At 61.3% G+C, this 13,359-nt stretch carries 16 protein-coding genes and 1 tRNA gene; 8 read left to right on the forward strand and 9 right to left on the reverse strand.

Annotated features, from left to right (window positions below; all coding sequences use genetic code 11):
• Positions 1 to 384 precede the first annotated feature (384 nt).
• Together FXF75_RS11240 and FXF75_RS11245 are read right to left on the reverse strand one after the other, a co-directional pair.
• Positions 385 to 675: a hypothetical protein gene (locus FXF75_RS11240; RefSeq protein ID WP_163521997.1), complete on the reverse strand. Its 291-nt coding sequence runs from the start codon at positions 673 to 675 to the stop codon at positions 385 to 387.
• A 209-nt stretch (positions 676 to 884) separates the two neighbouring features.
• Positions 885 to 1,511, reverse strand: coding sequence for an alpha/beta hydrolase (locus FXF75_RS11245; RefSeq protein ID WP_163521998.1), 627 nt, complete (start codon positions 1,509 to 1,511; stop codon positions 885 to 887).
• Positions 1,512 to 1,526: 15 nt separating this feature from the next.
• Here FXF75_RS11245 and FXF75_RS11250 point away from each other — a divergent pair, with 15 nt between their 5' ends.
• The gene (locus FXF75_RS11250; RefSeq protein WP_163521999.1) at positions 1,527 to 2,078 is read left to right on the forward strand and encodes a potassium transporter TrkG; all 552 of its coding nucleotides are present in this window, start codon (positions 1,527 to 1,529) and stop codon (positions 2,076 to 2,078) included.
• A 188-nt stretch (positions 2,079 to 2,266) separates the two neighbouring features.
• On the opposite strand, the gene FXF75_RS11255 is transcribed toward FXF75_RS11250, so the two are convergent.
• Together FXF75_RS11255 and FXF75_RS11260 are read right to left on the reverse strand one after the other, a co-directional pair.
• Positions 2,267 to 2,339: transfer RNA gene (locus tag FXF75_RS11255), tRNA-Arg, on the reverse strand.
• Positions 2,340 to 2,358: 19 nt separating this feature from the next.
• Positions 2,359 to 2,628 (reverse strand): twin-arginine translocase TatA/TatE family subunit, encoded by a 270-nt coding sequence (locus FXF75_RS11260; RefSeq protein ID WP_375335536.1) that lies wholly within the window; start codon positions 2,626 to 2,628, stop codon positions 2,359 to 2,361.
• Between the two features lie 225 nt (positions 2,629 to 2,853).
• Here FXF75_RS11260 and FXF75_RS11265 point away from each other — a divergent pair, with 225 nt between their 5' ends.
• The 3 genes from FXF75_RS11265 (at position 2,854) to FXF75_RS11275 (ending at position 5,384) form a co-directional block, all read left to right on the forward strand.
• Complete coding sequence (locus FXF75_RS11265; RefSeq protein WP_163522000.1) at positions 2,854 to 3,333, forward strand: redoxin domain-containing protein; 480 nt, start codon at positions 2,854 to 2,856, stop codon at positions 3,331 to 3,333.
• Positions 3,334 to 3,640: 307 nt separating this feature from the next.
• On the forward strand, positions 3,641 to 4,432 hold the full coding sequence (locus FXF75_RS11270; protein WP_163522001.1) for a winged helix-turn-helix domain-containing protein: 792 nt from the start codon (positions 3,641 to 3,643) through the stop codon (positions 4,430 to 4,432).
• 322 nt (positions 4,433 to 4,754) lie between these two features.
• Positions 4,755 to 5,384, forward strand: a complete 630-nt coding sequence (locus tag FXF75_RS11275; protein WP_163522002.1) for a hypothetical protein — start codon at positions 4,755 to 4,757, stop codon at positions 5,382 to 5,384.
• Positions 5,385 to 5,620: 236 nt separating this feature from the next.
• Here FXF75_RS11275 and FXF75_RS11280 read toward each other — a convergent pair whose 3' ends face one another.
• Positions 5,621 to 5,992 (reverse strand): DUF4870 domain-containing protein, encoded by a 372-nt coding sequence (locus tag FXF75_RS11280; RefSeq protein ID WP_163522003.1) that lies wholly within the window; start codon positions 5,990 to 5,992, stop codon positions 5,621 to 5,623.
• Positions 5,993 to 6,293: 301 nt separating this feature from the next.
• On the reverse strand, positions 6,294 to 7,082 hold the full coding sequence (locus FXF75_RS11285) for a hypothetical protein (RefSeq protein WP_163522004.1): 789 nt from the start codon (positions 7,080 to 7,082) through the stop codon (positions 6,294 to 6,296).
• Between the two features lie 375 nt (positions 7,083 to 7,457).
• Between FXF75_RS11285 and FXF75_RS11290 the strand changes: the two genes are divergently transcribed.
• The 3 genes from FXF75_RS11290 (at position 7,458) to FXF75_RS11300 (ending at position 9,539) form a co-directional block, all read left to right on the forward strand.
• The gene (locus tag FXF75_RS11290) at positions 7,458 to 8,054 is read left to right on the forward strand and encodes a hypothetical protein (protein ID WP_163522005.1); all 597 of its coding nucleotides are present in this window, start codon (positions 7,458 to 7,460) and stop codon (positions 8,052 to 8,054) included.
• Between the two features lie 35 nt (positions 8,055 to 8,089).
• Positions 8,090 to 8,548: a DUF4870 domain-containing protein gene (locus FXF75_RS11295; RefSeq protein WP_163522006.1), complete on the forward strand. Its 459-nt coding sequence runs from the start codon at positions 8,090 to 8,092 to the stop codon at positions 8,546 to 8,548.
• Between the two features lie 160 nt (positions 8,549 to 8,708).
• Positions 8,709 to 9,539: an HD domain-containing protein gene (locus FXF75_RS11300; RefSeq protein ID WP_163522007.1), complete on the forward strand. Its 831-nt coding sequence runs from the start codon at positions 8,709 to 8,711 to the stop codon at positions 9,537 to 9,539.
• Here the strand turns inward: FXF75_RS11300 and FXF75_RS23090 are convergent.
• The 3 genes from FXF75_RS23090 to FXF75_RS11315 all read right to left on the reverse strand — a co-directional run bounded on the left by FXF75_RS23090 (position 9,536) and on the right by FXF75_RS11315 (position 12,817).
• Complete coding sequence (locus FXF75_RS23090; RefSeq protein WP_205427517.1) at positions 9,536 to 10,570, reverse strand: PAS domain-containing sensor histidine kinase; 1,035 nt, start codon at positions 10,568 to 10,570, stop codon at positions 9,536 to 9,538. The genes FXF75_RS11300 and FXF75_RS23090 overlap by 4 nt on opposite strands.
• A 57-nt stretch (positions 10,571 to 10,627) precedes the next feature.
• Positions 10,628 to 11,731, reverse strand: a complete 1,104-nt coding sequence (locus tag FXF75_RS11310; RefSeq protein WP_163522008.1) for a glycosyltransferase — start codon at positions 11,729 to 11,731, stop codon at positions 10,628 to 10,630.
• Between the two features lie 78 nt (positions 11,732 to 11,809).
• Entirely contained in the window at positions 11,810 to 12,817 is a 1,008-nt protein-coding gene (locus FXF75_RS11315) for a glycosyltransferase family 4 protein (RefSeq protein ID WP_163522009.1), read from the reverse strand.
• A 259-nt stretch (positions 12,818 to 13,076) separates the two neighbouring features.
• Here FXF75_RS11315 and FXF75_RS11320 point away from each other — a divergent pair, with 259 nt between their 5' ends.
• Positions 13,077 to 13,352 (forward strand): ribonuclease P protein component 4, encoded by a 276-nt coding sequence (locus tag FXF75_RS11320; RefSeq protein ID WP_163522010.1) that lies wholly within the window; start codon positions 13,077 to 13,079, stop codon positions 13,350 to 13,352.
• The last annotated feature ends 7 nt before the right edge of the window (positions 13,353 to 13,359 follow it).

The following is a 13,359-nucleotide window of genomic DNA, read 5'->3' on the forward strand; positions in this document are numbered from 1 at the left end:
ACGGCGAAGTCGTCATCACCGACGAACACGGCGACGGATAGCGTACGAGTCGGCCCTGGGTTCGATTCTATCGTGTTGTTATTCGAATTATATTCCCGGAACTGAGACGTGAGTCTCGGTAGCGTAGATTCGCGTCCGGAGGACGTGAACGTTTCTCGCGTGGGTATGTGTGTTATTCTCCGAGTACATTCATATTCCCCCGGACCGACGTGAGAATACAATGTACGTAGCTTCCCAATCGCGGACAGGTCGAACCGCTACCGACGTGAAGAAGGGTCGAATCAAACGGCGAACGACGCAGTTCGCGTTCCTGTAATCGGTCGCGAAGCGGTCACGTTTTCGAGTTTATTCCCGCAGTAGCGCGAGCAGTCGCCGTCGAGTAGGTTACTCGGACAGTCGCGCTCGGACGGCAGCCACCTCGTCGGAGAGCGACGTGGAGACGGGCGGGGAGCGCATCGCGGCGATGCCCGCCCAGAGAACGCCGGTCAACAGCGCTCCGGACGCCGAGAACGCCATCCCCATGCTGTAAAAACTCACGCCGTAGACGACGCCGAGCGCGGCCGACGGGAGACTCGTCCCGAGTGGGACTCGCGCAGTGTGGTCTTTCAGGGTCGGAGCGAGGAAGAGTATCGAGGAGACGCTTCCGAGGAGGAAGACGAGGTCTTGCCAAATCACGATACCACCGCCGCTGTGAGAGCGTATGCAGTCATCACTGCTCAGTAGACGGGTCACGGGTGTAACGCTGGCCCGTATATCTATTCGAGGTTTCTGTGACACGGGGTTCGATAACTAGCGATGAGACGGGGTGGCGCGGAACGACCCTCCGAGTCGCACGCGGTGAGGTCAGTCGAGGGGAGGGGCCGGGCGTCGGTCGAAGTCGAGCGTCATCGCCGTGGGCCGACCCACGCCGCCACGTCGGTCATCTCCGCGGCCGAAATTCGGTGGCCGACCGGATACGTGCGGAAGGTCACGTCGATGCCGGCGTCCGTGAGCAGGTCGGCGGTTCGTTCGCCGTGTTCGGGCGAGATGACGGTGTCGTCTTCGCCCACGCCGACGAAAGCGGAGACGGAGTTGTCGCGCGCACCCGCGAGTCGGTCGGGGTCGTCGTAGGGCCGGGGCAGGAATCCGTTCAGTGAGACGGCCCACCGGAACAGGTCCGGGTGTTCGACCAGCGACGCGAGCGCCGCCTTCGCGCCCTGACTGAACCCGAAGAGACCGATGCGGTCGTGAGCCACGTCGGCCACCTCCGGAACCAGTTCGGCGAACGCGGCGAGCAGGTCCACGCTCGGCGCGAAGGGGTCGGGTCGCGAGTCCATCCACCCGTATCGTCCGTCACCCGCTTCGTGAGGCCCCCGAACGCCGAACACGTGCAAGTCGTCTGGGAGACGGTCGGCGTGCGGTAGTAAGTCCTCCTCGTCGGCCCCGTACCCGTGGAGTACCAGCGCGGCGGGGGCGTCGGCCGTCGGTTCGTCGGGCGGTCTCTCGACGTAGGCGAGCGGAAATTCGACCACGTAGCGTGTTGGGGTGTGACGGTGTTGAGGCTGCTGCCCGGTAGACGGTCCGGCGTCCCGTCGTCAGTCGGCGGGGCGTCGGGTTCGACCGCCAGCGGAATCAAACTCCTGCGGGCGGTCCGTCTGACCAGCGGGTCGTGGAGTCGCGTTCAGGACGTCTTCTTCGCCAAACGCTCGCAGGTACTGGACACGGAAGAGGGAACTATCGTCTCCAGTCACGCCTCGACCACGTGCGACGAGGGCGCGCTCGTCAGTTTCCTCTGGTTGGCCTTCGTCGTGGCCGGGGTGTTCGTCCTCCTCTGGACGTTACTGAGCGGCCGACCGTTAGAGCAAGTGTTGTTCGAGGTGTCGAGCGCACAGGGGAACGTCGGGCTATCGACCGGCATCACGGGACCACATGCCCCTCGGAGCGAAGTTGGGATTCGTCTTCAACATGTGGCTCGGTCGCCTCCAAACAATTCCCGCCCTCACCCTGTTCCGTGGTCTGGAACGGGCCACCGAGGAGACGGGTCGGAACCGGACGCTGTGACTCGGCCAGCGACTGTGACCCGGTGGACTGACGACTGAAACGTACGGACTGCGACTTACAGGGGTGCGAATCTCTGTGCCCGTTTCTGACTCGTCTCGCTCGGCAGAAAACGGGCGTGACGGGAGTGAGCAAACGCGGTTTGTTTGCGAACCACGTCACGCCAGCGAGGCTAAGCGGAGCGAACCCGCACGCTTCGTTCTCGGTCTCGCGTTTCTCGACACGAGAACGGGCGTGACGGGATTCGAACCCGCGGTCAGGAGGTTAGGAACCTCCTGCCCTATCCACTAGGCCACACGCCCCCGGGCGAAAAAAGGCGGATTATTCGGAGTCTGTGCTGGTGTTCGTCTCGGTCGCGGGTTCCGTCTCGGTCGCGGGTTCCGTCTCGGTGGCGACCGAGTCGGTGCCGCTCTCCTGCATCTCGCGGAGTTCGTTTTCGACTTCCTGACGCCCCTTCTTGAATTCGCCCATGGCCTCGCCCGTCGAGCGCGCGAGTTTCGGAATCTTGTTCGCGCCGAACAGCAGGACGGCGATGAGGAGAATCACCATCATCTCCATCCCGCCGGGCACGGGTCCGAACAGTGGAATCATCTGTACCATCTCTACGTTAGGATAGCTTATTCTGGATTATAGGCTTTTTGCTAGTTCCTCAGACGCGAGAAGACGGCCGAACGCGTCCGGCAGAGCCGTTGAACCGTCCGTCGAGTTCTGGTCCCCGTTGTGACGAAGGTCGTCGTACAGCGGTGCCTCTATCGGTAGGACGTCCGAGTGAGATTCGGAACTGTCTTTTCGTAGATGCGTGTAGTAATACACGTAATGGTAGACGTTGGCGACGACGCACCTGATTTCACTGCACCGCTCGCAAACGGCGACGTAACGGAGTTCACGTTCTCGGACACCCTCGACGAGGCACCCATCGTCCTCGCGTTCTTCCCCGGCGCGTTTACCGGGGTCTGCACGACCGAGATGGCCACGTTCGAGCAGCGACTCGACGAGTTCGAGGGCGCGGGCGCGACCGTCTACGGCGTCAGCGTGGACGCGCCGTTCTCGCTCAACGAGTTCCGCGACCAAGAGGGGCTGAGCTTCGGTCTCGTCAGCGACTCCAACAAGGAGATTATCGACGCTTACGACGTGGAGATGGACTTCGCGGACATGGGCTACTACGGCGTCGCCAAGCGCTCGGTCTTCGTCGTGGACGGCGACGGTACAGTCGTCTACAAGTGGGTCAGCGACGACCCCGGCGTCGAACCCGACTACGACGAAATCATCGAGTCGTTCGCTGAAGCCGAGAACTAATCGGGAGCGACCGCGGCCGTTTTTTGCTAACTTCGTTCGTGACCGAACAGTATCAGTTAGCGCGACAGGAACCGCCTCTCGTCGAGTGACGCTACAGTACGGAATCGTTGCTGTGAACGCCTCGCAACTGTGAGACCGAGCGGATAATCCACCCTCGGTACGGAACTCCGATTGCTTCACTTCGACGTCGGTCCGAGTCGAAACCCAGACGAGCCAGTTTACAACAATTTCAATCTCCATCATACTTCAAATTTTCTATCATGTAAATACGGAAAGTAATTATCTGTGCGTCGTACATAACCGAAATATGGATAACGCGGAAACCGCCACCATAGCCGATTCCGGAACGGGCGACGAACTCCGAGACGTCCTCCACAAGCGAAGCGATATTCTCGACGCAGTCGCCGACCGACCTCGTACGAAGCCGGAACTGATAGACATCGTAGACAAATCACGGTCGACAATCGACCGCGGCGTCGATGACCTCGAGTCCGTCGATTGCATCGAACGTCGCAACGGAACGTATCACCCGACGACGAAAGGACGCCTCGCGTTGGCAGAATACACGGATTTCACCGAGATTACGAATCGCCTCGAGACGGCCGGTGGAATCCTGAACCACCTTTCGTCAGAGAACCCAGTCAGTCGCGTGTTCCTCGAAGGCGTCACGATACATTCTTCGAATCCTCACGTCCCCGGAGCAGCGCTCGAAGAGCGCAACGAGTTGCTTCGGTCGTCTACGCGGATGGTTGGTCTCACGCCGACCGCTCTCTGCTCCTTTCCCGACACCCTGACAGAGGTCGTTCGTGACCAGTCCATCACTATCGAGATAGTCGTCGAAGAGGCCGTGTTCGAGTCACTCTCTGACGTAAAAAGCGACCGAATCACCGCACTAGTGGCGCACGACGACGTTACGTTCTACACGTTCGAGGGAACGCTCCCCTACGCACTGTGGGTGATGGAGCAGGAAGACGACACGTACGCGGGCATCACCGTGTACGAGAACGGTGGCGTCCAAGGAGTACTGATAAACGACACGACCGAGGCGGTCGACTGGGCCGAACGAGTCTACCGGAAGTACCGCACGCGGGCAAAATAAACGGAAACGGAGGAATCGGACGATACCGTAGTGGTCTGTACTGTCGTTCGAGGGATACCTGTACGCCGAAGACGGCAGGTTTCTCGACTCCACCGGCCCAGTCACTGTGAGTCCAAGTGGACCTTCAGCGGAGAGCTATTTCGAGGAACCTCGCATTTTCGTCGGCCGCCTGTGAGCCAGACCGGGTGCGGAGACTCGTCTACCGACGAACGGGTTCACTCACGCGTAGCGAAAAAATCGTCACGGCTCGGTAAGGCAGATAGTATCCGTGCTCTGACCAGTAAATGATTTAATCATGTCGTAGACTTTATTCCGAATTGCGATGCCAGAAGAAAAAGGCAGTGATGATAGCAGCGAACAGACCCTTCCCCGACGAAAGATGCTCCTGACCACCGGTCTCCTCAGCGCAGGCGCAGTTGGCGTTCCCGGTGTATCCGCCGCCAAGGATTCCGGTTCGTCCCCCAAGATGGACGAAGAGGACTTCTCGTGGAGCGAAGTCGACCACAGCAAGTGGGAGGCAGTGCCGCAGGGCGATACGCCGCAATCGCAGGTGTACGGTGCCGAAGTCGCCCAGTCCAACGACCGCATTACGACGCAGGCGTTGCCGGAAATCGTCATCTTCAGCAAGGACATCCCGTCGTACGTGCCCTACATCGGCGGCGATACCCTGACCGTCAAGATTGTTCCGACCCTGTCGTGGCAGGCGGTTTCGCTCGACGTCGTCGTCTGTCTCAACAGCAGTTGCGTCTCCGTCGGTGGGTTCGGCATCGAGAAGAAGAACTCGGACGTGTGCGTCGACTTCAAGCACGGAAGCGTTCCGCTCGACATCGGAATCTGTGCTAACGCGTCGTGGGACGGCGGTTACGACGTCACCCTCAGCATCGACGCCGAAGTCTGCGTGAAGTACACGAACTTCTGCGTCAGCGGTTCGGTCGTCGACGTGGAAATCTGAAGCGAACGCGATAGCCACCCGTTCCCTGACCGCGTGCCGGACCGGCACACGGTCAGATTGCTCGACCGTACGAACCGGTGACTCGAACGGAGGGACAGTTCGAGTTCGAAAATAGATTCTCGTCCCGCACTATTTCGTCGAAATCGTGAGTCCGAAACTTCGGGACCGACGATATCGACGCTGTGCTCGCAGTGTCACCGAGACGAAACCGCAGAGATATCGATAGAGACCGCCCGTTATATGATATTAGGGGTGAATGGATACCGCCATTCCTGTCCGCGAAGCGCTTTGACTGCCGCTACGAGGCAGAACACCGTATTGAGAAGCACCAGTAATAGGGTTCCTAGGGCCGCGAGTATGACGAACAAGTCCGAAACCGGTTTGAGACCGAACGCGATTACGCCGAGCACAGCGCCGACCAACAGGACGAAAATCTGCCAATTTAACGCGTTTCGCGCGTTGGCTTTCGTGAACGCCGCATCCGACAGGAGATAGACCACCCCCACACCGAGAATTCCGAAAAAGAGACCCAGTAGATGGACAATCGTTCCGAAAATCGTTCGCTTGGCACCGCCTCGATTCTCCGAGGACTCTGTTACTGAATCCATGTATAAAATTTCGCCACCAACACATATATATTTATTGCTTAAACGAATGTCTATGTTTGTGAGCGGCTAGCCAGCCGTCAGTTGCGAACAGAACACCGACCGCGATACGTTTCGATGCGCCGACCGTGTCCGACACTCAGTTTGGAACTATTACCACCTGCATCGTCAGCAGTAGCGCCCGGACCCTCGGACTACCGAGATGCTCGCAGTCGGCGAGGTGTGCGTCACTTCTGTCGGACACAGGCAACTGAACGAGTCTCGACCGTGATGGGCGTATCGTGGGGGTTAGCCCACCACCAACCTACGGCTTGTAGTGTTCGCGGTGGACGACTTCCTCCGTCCCGTTCTGGATAGCAGTCACGACGATTTGGTCACCCGTCGGGTTCAGAGTGACGACTGCCCACGACCCGGACCACGAACCGCTGAACTCGGCTTGGTACCCGCTCACGGTCGCTTCGACCCGGATGGTGTCTGCTTCGGTGCCGGGTGAGTCCGTGAGTGAGACCGTCGCCGTGTGTTCTCTCGGGTCGCCGTACGTAATCTCCTCGACGACGCTCGCGTTCTCGTCTTTGATTGGGTCCTCGAACACCGACTCCGGGTTTTCGGGGACTTCGTTTTTCTCTCCGACCCAGAAGACGCGCCACTTACCACCTTCGGTAACGAGGACCCACGTGTTCGTCTTCGGGTCGGACCCCGATTTCTTCAGTTCGACGGTAACGAGGCTGATGTCGGAGTCACCGATATCGTTCCGGAGGTCGCTGTTATCGAACTGTACCGAGGCGTATTTCAGTTTGAAGATATCTGCTACCGACCCGTTTTTGGTTACGATTTCGGTGTCACCGCGCTTTCGGCCCTCACCGATGTTGAACATGACTTTATCCTCGGCGAGCGCGTTCTGCATCGGACTCGAACTGTGGACGACCTCTCTCATCGCGTCCAAGTCGTCGTTTTTAGCCGCGGCGAGGTACGCGTCGATTACCTCCGTGGGATTAGTCGTGCCATCATCTCCGGACCCGTCGGTATCGGTGGTAGTCGTGGAATTAGTACTATCGCTCTCGTCGGTCGTCTCGGTGCCGTCGTTTCCTGACATGTCAGTGGACCCGCTTATGCAACCAGCGAGGAGGGACGGTACAGCAGCGCCAGCAGTGACCAAATACGTTCGGCGGTTCATAGCCGATTACAACTCCGTCGCGCTACGAAATAAACAACACGCGATTTTGGCGGACGCCAACCCGCGTTCGCCGGGCTAACCCTGCCGGTCGTCAGCATCCGCCGGTGAAAACTGCGGTTCACACCGGCACGAAACAGGTCTTCCGCCCGGAAGACGAGTTCCCCCTCGTGAGCGCGTCTAACGACGTCTCTCGCTATCGGCGGCCGATTTTACGACCGCATATTCGCGTTTGACGCCCGCCAAACAGGAGAAGCATTTAATTTACGTACCATCTATAGTTACAACTACGACACGATGTCATCCCTTCCAGAGTGGATTGGGGACCGAATCGACGTCGGTCTCGACAAGAAACTCACCCAGCGTCACGTCGTCGAGACCATGATAGAATCGGAGCGACCGTTCTTCTCCATTCGCCAGCTCGAGGCACTCGTCAAACCCGAGGTGAGCAACGAGACCGTACGCAACCGTCTGGACGAACTCCGAGAAATCGACGTCGTGGCCGCAGAGACGTACCCCGAGTCGATTACGCTGTACTACGTGAACTACTCCCAATCGGACTGGCCGCTGTCGCCCGAGGGTAAGGATGCGCTCGAAGACGACACACCGCTCGAAACGCTGTCGGCGGCGGACTTTCTACGGCTCAGAAACCCGGCCGGAATACGGACGTTAGTCCTCGCCGGCTTCCAATTGAGCCTGTTGCTGTTCTGTGCCGGAACGGTCCTGATGCTCTTCGCGGTCGACGCACCGGTCCAGAACGACCACGGACTGTGGGAGGCCGCCGGAAACCTCCTCGTCACGTGCGTCGTCCTCCTCCTTTCGGAGCGAATCGTTCGAAAAGTTCGCCACGACGGGCCTCGCGGAGTGCTTCCGCGACGGTTCGTCTCCAAGTAACGGATTCAGACCCTCCAAAATCAGATTCCAATACCATGTCACCGAAACCCAACTCCGCGTCGCCGAAATCGCCCTCGACCCAACCTGGCCCGTCACTGCTCGCAGAGCGGTCGCTGCTGGGAATCTTCGTTCACGCCATCGGTCTCGTTTCGGGATTCGTCGGCCCGTGTTTCGTTTACTGGGTGTCGGACCACGAGTTTACGCGGGCCAATGCCCGAAACGCGCTCAACTGGCAACTGTTCCTTACCCCTGCGTTCCTCGTCGCAAGCGCCGCCGTCACCGTACCGATGGGCGTGTCGAACTGGTTCGAGATTCCGGACGTAATCGAGTTCGTCCTGTTCGTTCCGGTGGTGGTAGTCGTCGTAGCCTTGACTTTACTCAGTCTAATGGCGTTCGTGTTGCCAGTCGTCGCGACGGTGAAGGCCATCTTCGGCAAGGCGTGGGAGTACCCCATAGCGCCCGACTTCGTATCGCGAGTAGGCGGACTTACCTGACCGCTCTTCGCAGACGCGACACGGGACAACCGACCGGTCGGCAGCGTCCCCGTTCGGTCCGTCGAGGCTCACCACCGTGACCGATACTCGTCGGACTTTCTTCGAACACCGCCGACGTTCCAGCCGAGGGCTTTTTCCGCTAGACCACGACGTACAATACATGAGCGAGACCGAAGACACCGAGCAGTCCGACGACGAAGGTCGTGAGTACGACCCGCAGGCCGACCACGCCTTCCCCGACGAGCGCCTCAACGAAGTTCTGGAGTTCGTCGAGAACGACCCCGAGATTCAGACCTACCTCGACGCCCAGAACGTCAACCCCGTCGTTCGGAAGGGGTACAACGACCACGGGCGCAAGCACATCTCTATCGTCCGAAATCGGGCACTGGGTCTCTACGACCTGCTCAAGCGGGGCGACGTCGAGTTCAACGGCGCGTCCCAGCAGGGACTGGAGGAGGCCGACGAGAGCGTCATCGTCGCGCTCGCCGCGACTATCCACGACATCGGTCACGTCGTCCACCGCGACGAACACGCCTACTGGTCGATTCCGCTCGCGGCCGACCTGCTGGACCGAATCCTGCCCGAGTTCGGCTTCTACGACACCAGGGAGGTCGTCCGAGTCAAGGGCGAGGTCCTCCACGCCATCCTCTGTCACCACACCGAGGAAGACCCTCTCACGACCGAGGCCGGAGTCGTCCGGGTCGCCGACGCACTCGACATGGAGAAGGGCCGTTCGCGGATGCCCTACGAGAAGGGCGGCCGGGGCATCGACACGGTGTCGAGTCAGGCAATCCAGCGCGTCACGCTGATGCAGGGCGAGGCGGTGCCCGTCCTCGTGGAAATCGAGATGCTCAACGCCGCGGGCGTCTATCAGGTGGACAACCTGCTGAAGGCGAAACTCCGCGACTCCGGACTCGAAGACGATATCCGTATCATCGCGGTCAACATCCGCGAGGACGGCAACCAACTGGTCGAGCGGGTCGAACTCTAAACTCGGATTTCGAATCGCGCGCCGCCGCTTTCGGACTCCGCTATGCGGACTCGCCATCCGTGAGCGTCCACGATTCGCTCGACGATAGCTAACCCCAGTCCGGTCCCGGTCGAAGCAGTGGTGTACCCGTCTTCGAAAACGCGTTCGCGGTCCTCGACGGGGACGCCGCGACCGTCGTCGGCGACGAAGAACCCGTCGTCGAGGTCGAGCGTCCCGACGACGACCGTACTCTCGTCGTGGTCCACGGCGTCCTCGTGAGCGTGTGAACGAGGACTCGCGGAGCCGTGTTCCACGGCGTTCCGGAAGCAGTTTTCGAGGACGTGGTTCAGCAGTTGCGGGTCGGCCTCGAACTCGGTCGAATCGACGACCGAGAGGTCCGCGTCGCCCGTCTCGACCTGCTCCCAAGCGCGATTCGCCCGCGTCCGTAGTTCGACCGTCCTCGTCGCGGCAGTCTCGTCCGACCGGACGAACTCGAGGGCTTCGGAGATGATAGATTCCATGCGCTGGAGCGACCTGACGAGGGGTTCGGCGTGTTCGGACTCGACAAGTTCCGCCCGTCCGAGAGCGACGTTCAAGGGGTTGCGGAGGTCGTGACTGAGGAGACCGGCGACGGTTTCGAGTTGGGCGTTCTGGTTCCGGAGTCCGATTTCGGACTGTTTGCGGTCCGTGATGTCCACGTGCATGACCAGCACGTACCGTTCGCCCGACTGCTCGAACTCGATACCGCGCATCGTGAACCATCGGTCGCCCCTCGGCGTCGGACAGAAGTACTCGACCGAAACGCGCTCCCTGTCGCCATCGAGGAGCGCACGGAGTCGGTCGGCGATTCGAGACGCTTCGTCGTCCCCACTGGCCTCGCAAACCTCGAGATAGTTCGTGCCGACGTGGTCGTCCGCGACTGCACCGGTTTCGGTCGGGAACTCGCGCCACGCTCGGTTCGTGAACACGATGTCTCCCGTCCCGTCGAGTATCGCCACCTGACTCGGAAGCACGTCCAACCCCGACAGGAGCATCGAGTCGTTGACGGTCACGAACGGAGGATAGTATCGTCAGAGCTTATATTTCGGGGTCGTTATCAGAGCTGACACTCACGCGATTTCGCGGTAGACCTCTCGGAGGCGCTCGACCGCGTTCTCGACGCTCACGTCGTCGCGACGCGCGAGACACGTCTCGCGGAGTCGCTCTCGGTCGGCCAGCGTCCGGCGAATCGCGTCCCGGAAGTCGTCGATGTTCCCGCTCTCGTAGTGGTAGCCGGTCTCGCCGTCGTCGATGGTGTTGGCCAGCGCGCCCGCGTTCGCGCCGACGACGGGCGTCCCGCAGGCGTTGGCCTCCAGCGCAACCAGCCCCTGCGTCTCGACCGGACTCGGGAATGCGAAGGCGTCGAGCGCCGAGTAGAACGCCGCCATCTCCTCGCGGTCGAGGAACCCGAGGAACCGAGCGTTCGCCCCGAGGTCCTCCGCCTGCGCTTCCAAGTCCGCGCGGGCGGGACCGTCGCCGCCGAACACCACCGTCACGTCCATCTCCGAGGCGGCGGCGACGAGTTCCGAGAGGCGCTTCTCGTACCCGTGGCGGCCGGTGTAGCCGACCAGCGGTCGCTCGCCGTCGAGGTCGTACCGGGCCAGAAAGTCGTCGGTCTCGACAGGTTGGAACCGCTCGGTGTCGATGCCGTTGGGGACGACCTCGACGGTCGTATCCACGCCGACCTCCTCGGTGAGGTGGTCGCGAGTCGCCGCAGAGGGTGCCAGCACCGCGTCGGCCCGACCGAAGAACCAGCGCTCGTAGGCCTCCGACACGCGCCCGACCAGCGACGCGATGGAGTCGGTGGGCGAGACGTATTCGGCGTACTCGCTGGTCGGGGTGTGGTAGGACGCGACGAGGGGCACGTCGTTGTCGCGCGCGAGTCTGAGACCGCCCAGACCGATGCTGAAGGGCGTGTGTGCGTGGACGACCTCGGCGTCGCGGACCGCCTTCGGAATCCGCGGAGTACCGAGACGGAACCCGTCGTAGAACGGGAACGGGAGACTCCCGACGGGGTGTTCGCCGTCGGTCGGTCTGTGGCCGTCCGCGTTGGGGTAGACCACGTCCATCTGACCGCCCGCCCGCTCCCAGCGGTCGCGCCACGACGCGATAGTGTAGGTCACGCCGTTGACGGTCGGCAGATAGGTGTCGGTGAACGCGGCGACCTGTTCCATTACTGGCTCCTTTGGCAACCGATACTTAAGACCTTTTGAAGTTGTGCTGCGACGGAGACGTCCGAGTTCGGTCGCCGCTCAGGCCAGTTCCCGGTACAGAGCGACGAGGTCGTCGCCGACCGCGTCCAGTTCGAACTCTCGACTCTTGTCCGCGGCGCGCGCACCGAGTCGCTCGCGCAGGGCCGGGTCGCGCAGGCGGTCGAGTTTCGATGCGAAGTCGCCCACTGCGCCGCTCGACTTGAGGCAGTGAGTGTCGTCTTCGAGCCAGTCGTACGTCGGGATGTCGCGGATGACCAGCGGTTTCCCGCAGGACATGGCTTCGAGGAGCGCGATGCCCTCGTTCTCGTTCTTGGAGGGCCAGAAGAACACGTCTCCGGCCGCGAACGCGCCGCGGATGTCCTCCACGTAGCCCGTGAAATGACAGTTGTCGGGGGAGTTCTCGACCAGTCGCTTGGTGTCCCGACTCTTGAGCAGGCGGTCGAGTTCGCCGCCCGCGGGGTTGAGGTAACCGAACCAGACGAAGTCGAGGTCGGGCATCTCGCGGGCCGTCTCCACGAAGGCTTCGAGTCCCTTGCGCTTGATGACGTGGCCCACGTTGAACACCACCGGCGGGTCGAGGTCGTAGCGGTCGAGATACTCCCTTCGGAGGTCCTCGTCGTCGGACCCCGCCACCTTGTCCGGGTCGAACCCGTTGCTGATGACCGTCTTGGGCGCGTCGGCGTACTCCTCGACGACCGCCCGGTTGTGTTCCGACGGGCAGACGAGGTGGTCGGCCTGCGAGTAGGCGTACCGGAGGTAGGGCTTCATCGGCCGGGAGAGCGCGTTCGAGAACGCGAAACTCTCCCGGAAGTCCTCGGCGGTCTGGTGAGTGTGGACGAGGACCGGTACGTCGGCGCGTCGGGCGCGTTTGGCGTAGTACAGCGACTTCGGCCCCATGTTGTTGAGGTGGAGCAAGTCGGCGTCGAGGGTGGGTTCTGTGGTGTACTCGATGCCGCGTCGGTCCATAATTTTGCGCTGATTGTCCACCGACTGGACGTGGCCGCCCGTGATGTACTCCTCCCACTCGAAGTAGTGGCTCACCTTCATGGGTCGAGTCCGATTCCATACCCGAAACCGCCGATTCCGGGGTCGTTGCGCGCGCTCACTGTCGGACGGAAAACGCGGACGCGACAAAACCCTACCGGAACGCGGTCGGCGAACGCGAGGAGCGTCGTCGATTCCGCCCTCGAAAACCAAAAAGTATTTTACTCATTCGGAGAATGACCCCGATGGGGCAACACAGGCACTTTCTATCCTTGTCCTGTCTCGCCCCGGAAACCCCCACCCCCCCCCATTCCCATATTGCATGACGATAGCCGAAGAGCGCATTGAGCGTCTTGCATCGCTCGCCCGCGAGGCCGCCGCGGAGTGTCACGACCGGCGCGCACGCGAGTACGTGCGCCTCGCGCGACGACTCGCCGAGCGCAACCGCGTCTCGCTCCCCGAGCAGTTCAAGCGATTCAGTTGTAACGACTGCGATAGCTACCTCCGCCCCGGCAAGAACGCCCGCGTCAGATTACAGGAGGGCCACGTCGTCCTCACGTGCGACTGCGGGGCGCAGAAACGACACCCCTACGAATAGTTCGACT

Source organism: Halorussus sp. MSC15.2, from assembly GCF_010747475.1.
Classification (GTDB): Archaea; Halobacteriota; Halobacteria; order Halobacteriales; family Haladaptataceae; genus Halorussus.

Coding starts and splice junctions, on each gene's coding strand:
- FXF75_RS11275 (WP_163522002.1), top strand. CDS start 4,755: ATGCCAGAAGAAAAAGGCAGTGATGATAGCAGCGAACAGACCCTTCCC.
- FXF75_RS11265 (WP_163522000.1), top strand. CDS start 2,854: ATGGTAGACGTTGGCGACGACGCACCTGATTTCACTGCACCGCTCGCA.
- FXF75_RS11290 (WP_163522005.1), top strand. CDS start 7,458: ATGTCATCCCTTCCAGAGTGGATTGGGGACCGAATCGACGTCGGTCTC.
- FXF75_RS11260 (WP_375335536.1), bottom strand. CDS start 2,628: ATGATTCCACTGTTCGGACCCGTGCCCGGCGGGATGGAGATGATGGTG.
- FXF75_RS11295 (WP_163522006.1), top strand. CDS start 8,090: ATGTCACCGAAACCCAACTCCGCGTCGCCGAAATCGCCCTCGACCCAA.
- FXF75_RS11285 (WP_163522004.1), bottom strand. CDS start 7,082: ATGTCAGGAAACGACGGCACCGAGACGACCGACGAGAGCGATAGTACT.
- FXF75_RS11320 (WP_163522010.1), top strand. CDS start 13,077: ATGACGATAGCCGAAGAGCGCATTGAGCGTCTTGCATCGCTCGCCCGC.
- FXF75_RS11315 (WP_163522009.1), bottom strand. CDS start 12,817: ATGAAGGTGAGCCACTACTTCGAGTGGGAGGAGTACATCACGGGCGGC.
- FXF75_RS11310 (WP_163522008.1), bottom strand. CDS start 11,731: ATGGAACAGGTCGCCGCGTTCACCGACACCTATCTGCCGACCGTCAAC.
- FXF75_RS11300 (WP_163522007.1), top strand. CDS start 8,709: ATGAGCGAGACCGAAGACACCGAGCAGTCCGACGACGAAGGTCGTGAG.
- FXF75_RS11280 (WP_163522003.1), bottom strand. CDS start 5,992: ATGGATTCAGTAACAGAGTCCTCGGAGAATCGAGGCGGTGCCAAGCGA.
- FXF75_RS11270 (WP_163522001.1), top strand. CDS start 3,641: ATGGATAACGCGGAAACCGCCACCATAGCCGATTCCGGAACGGGCGAC.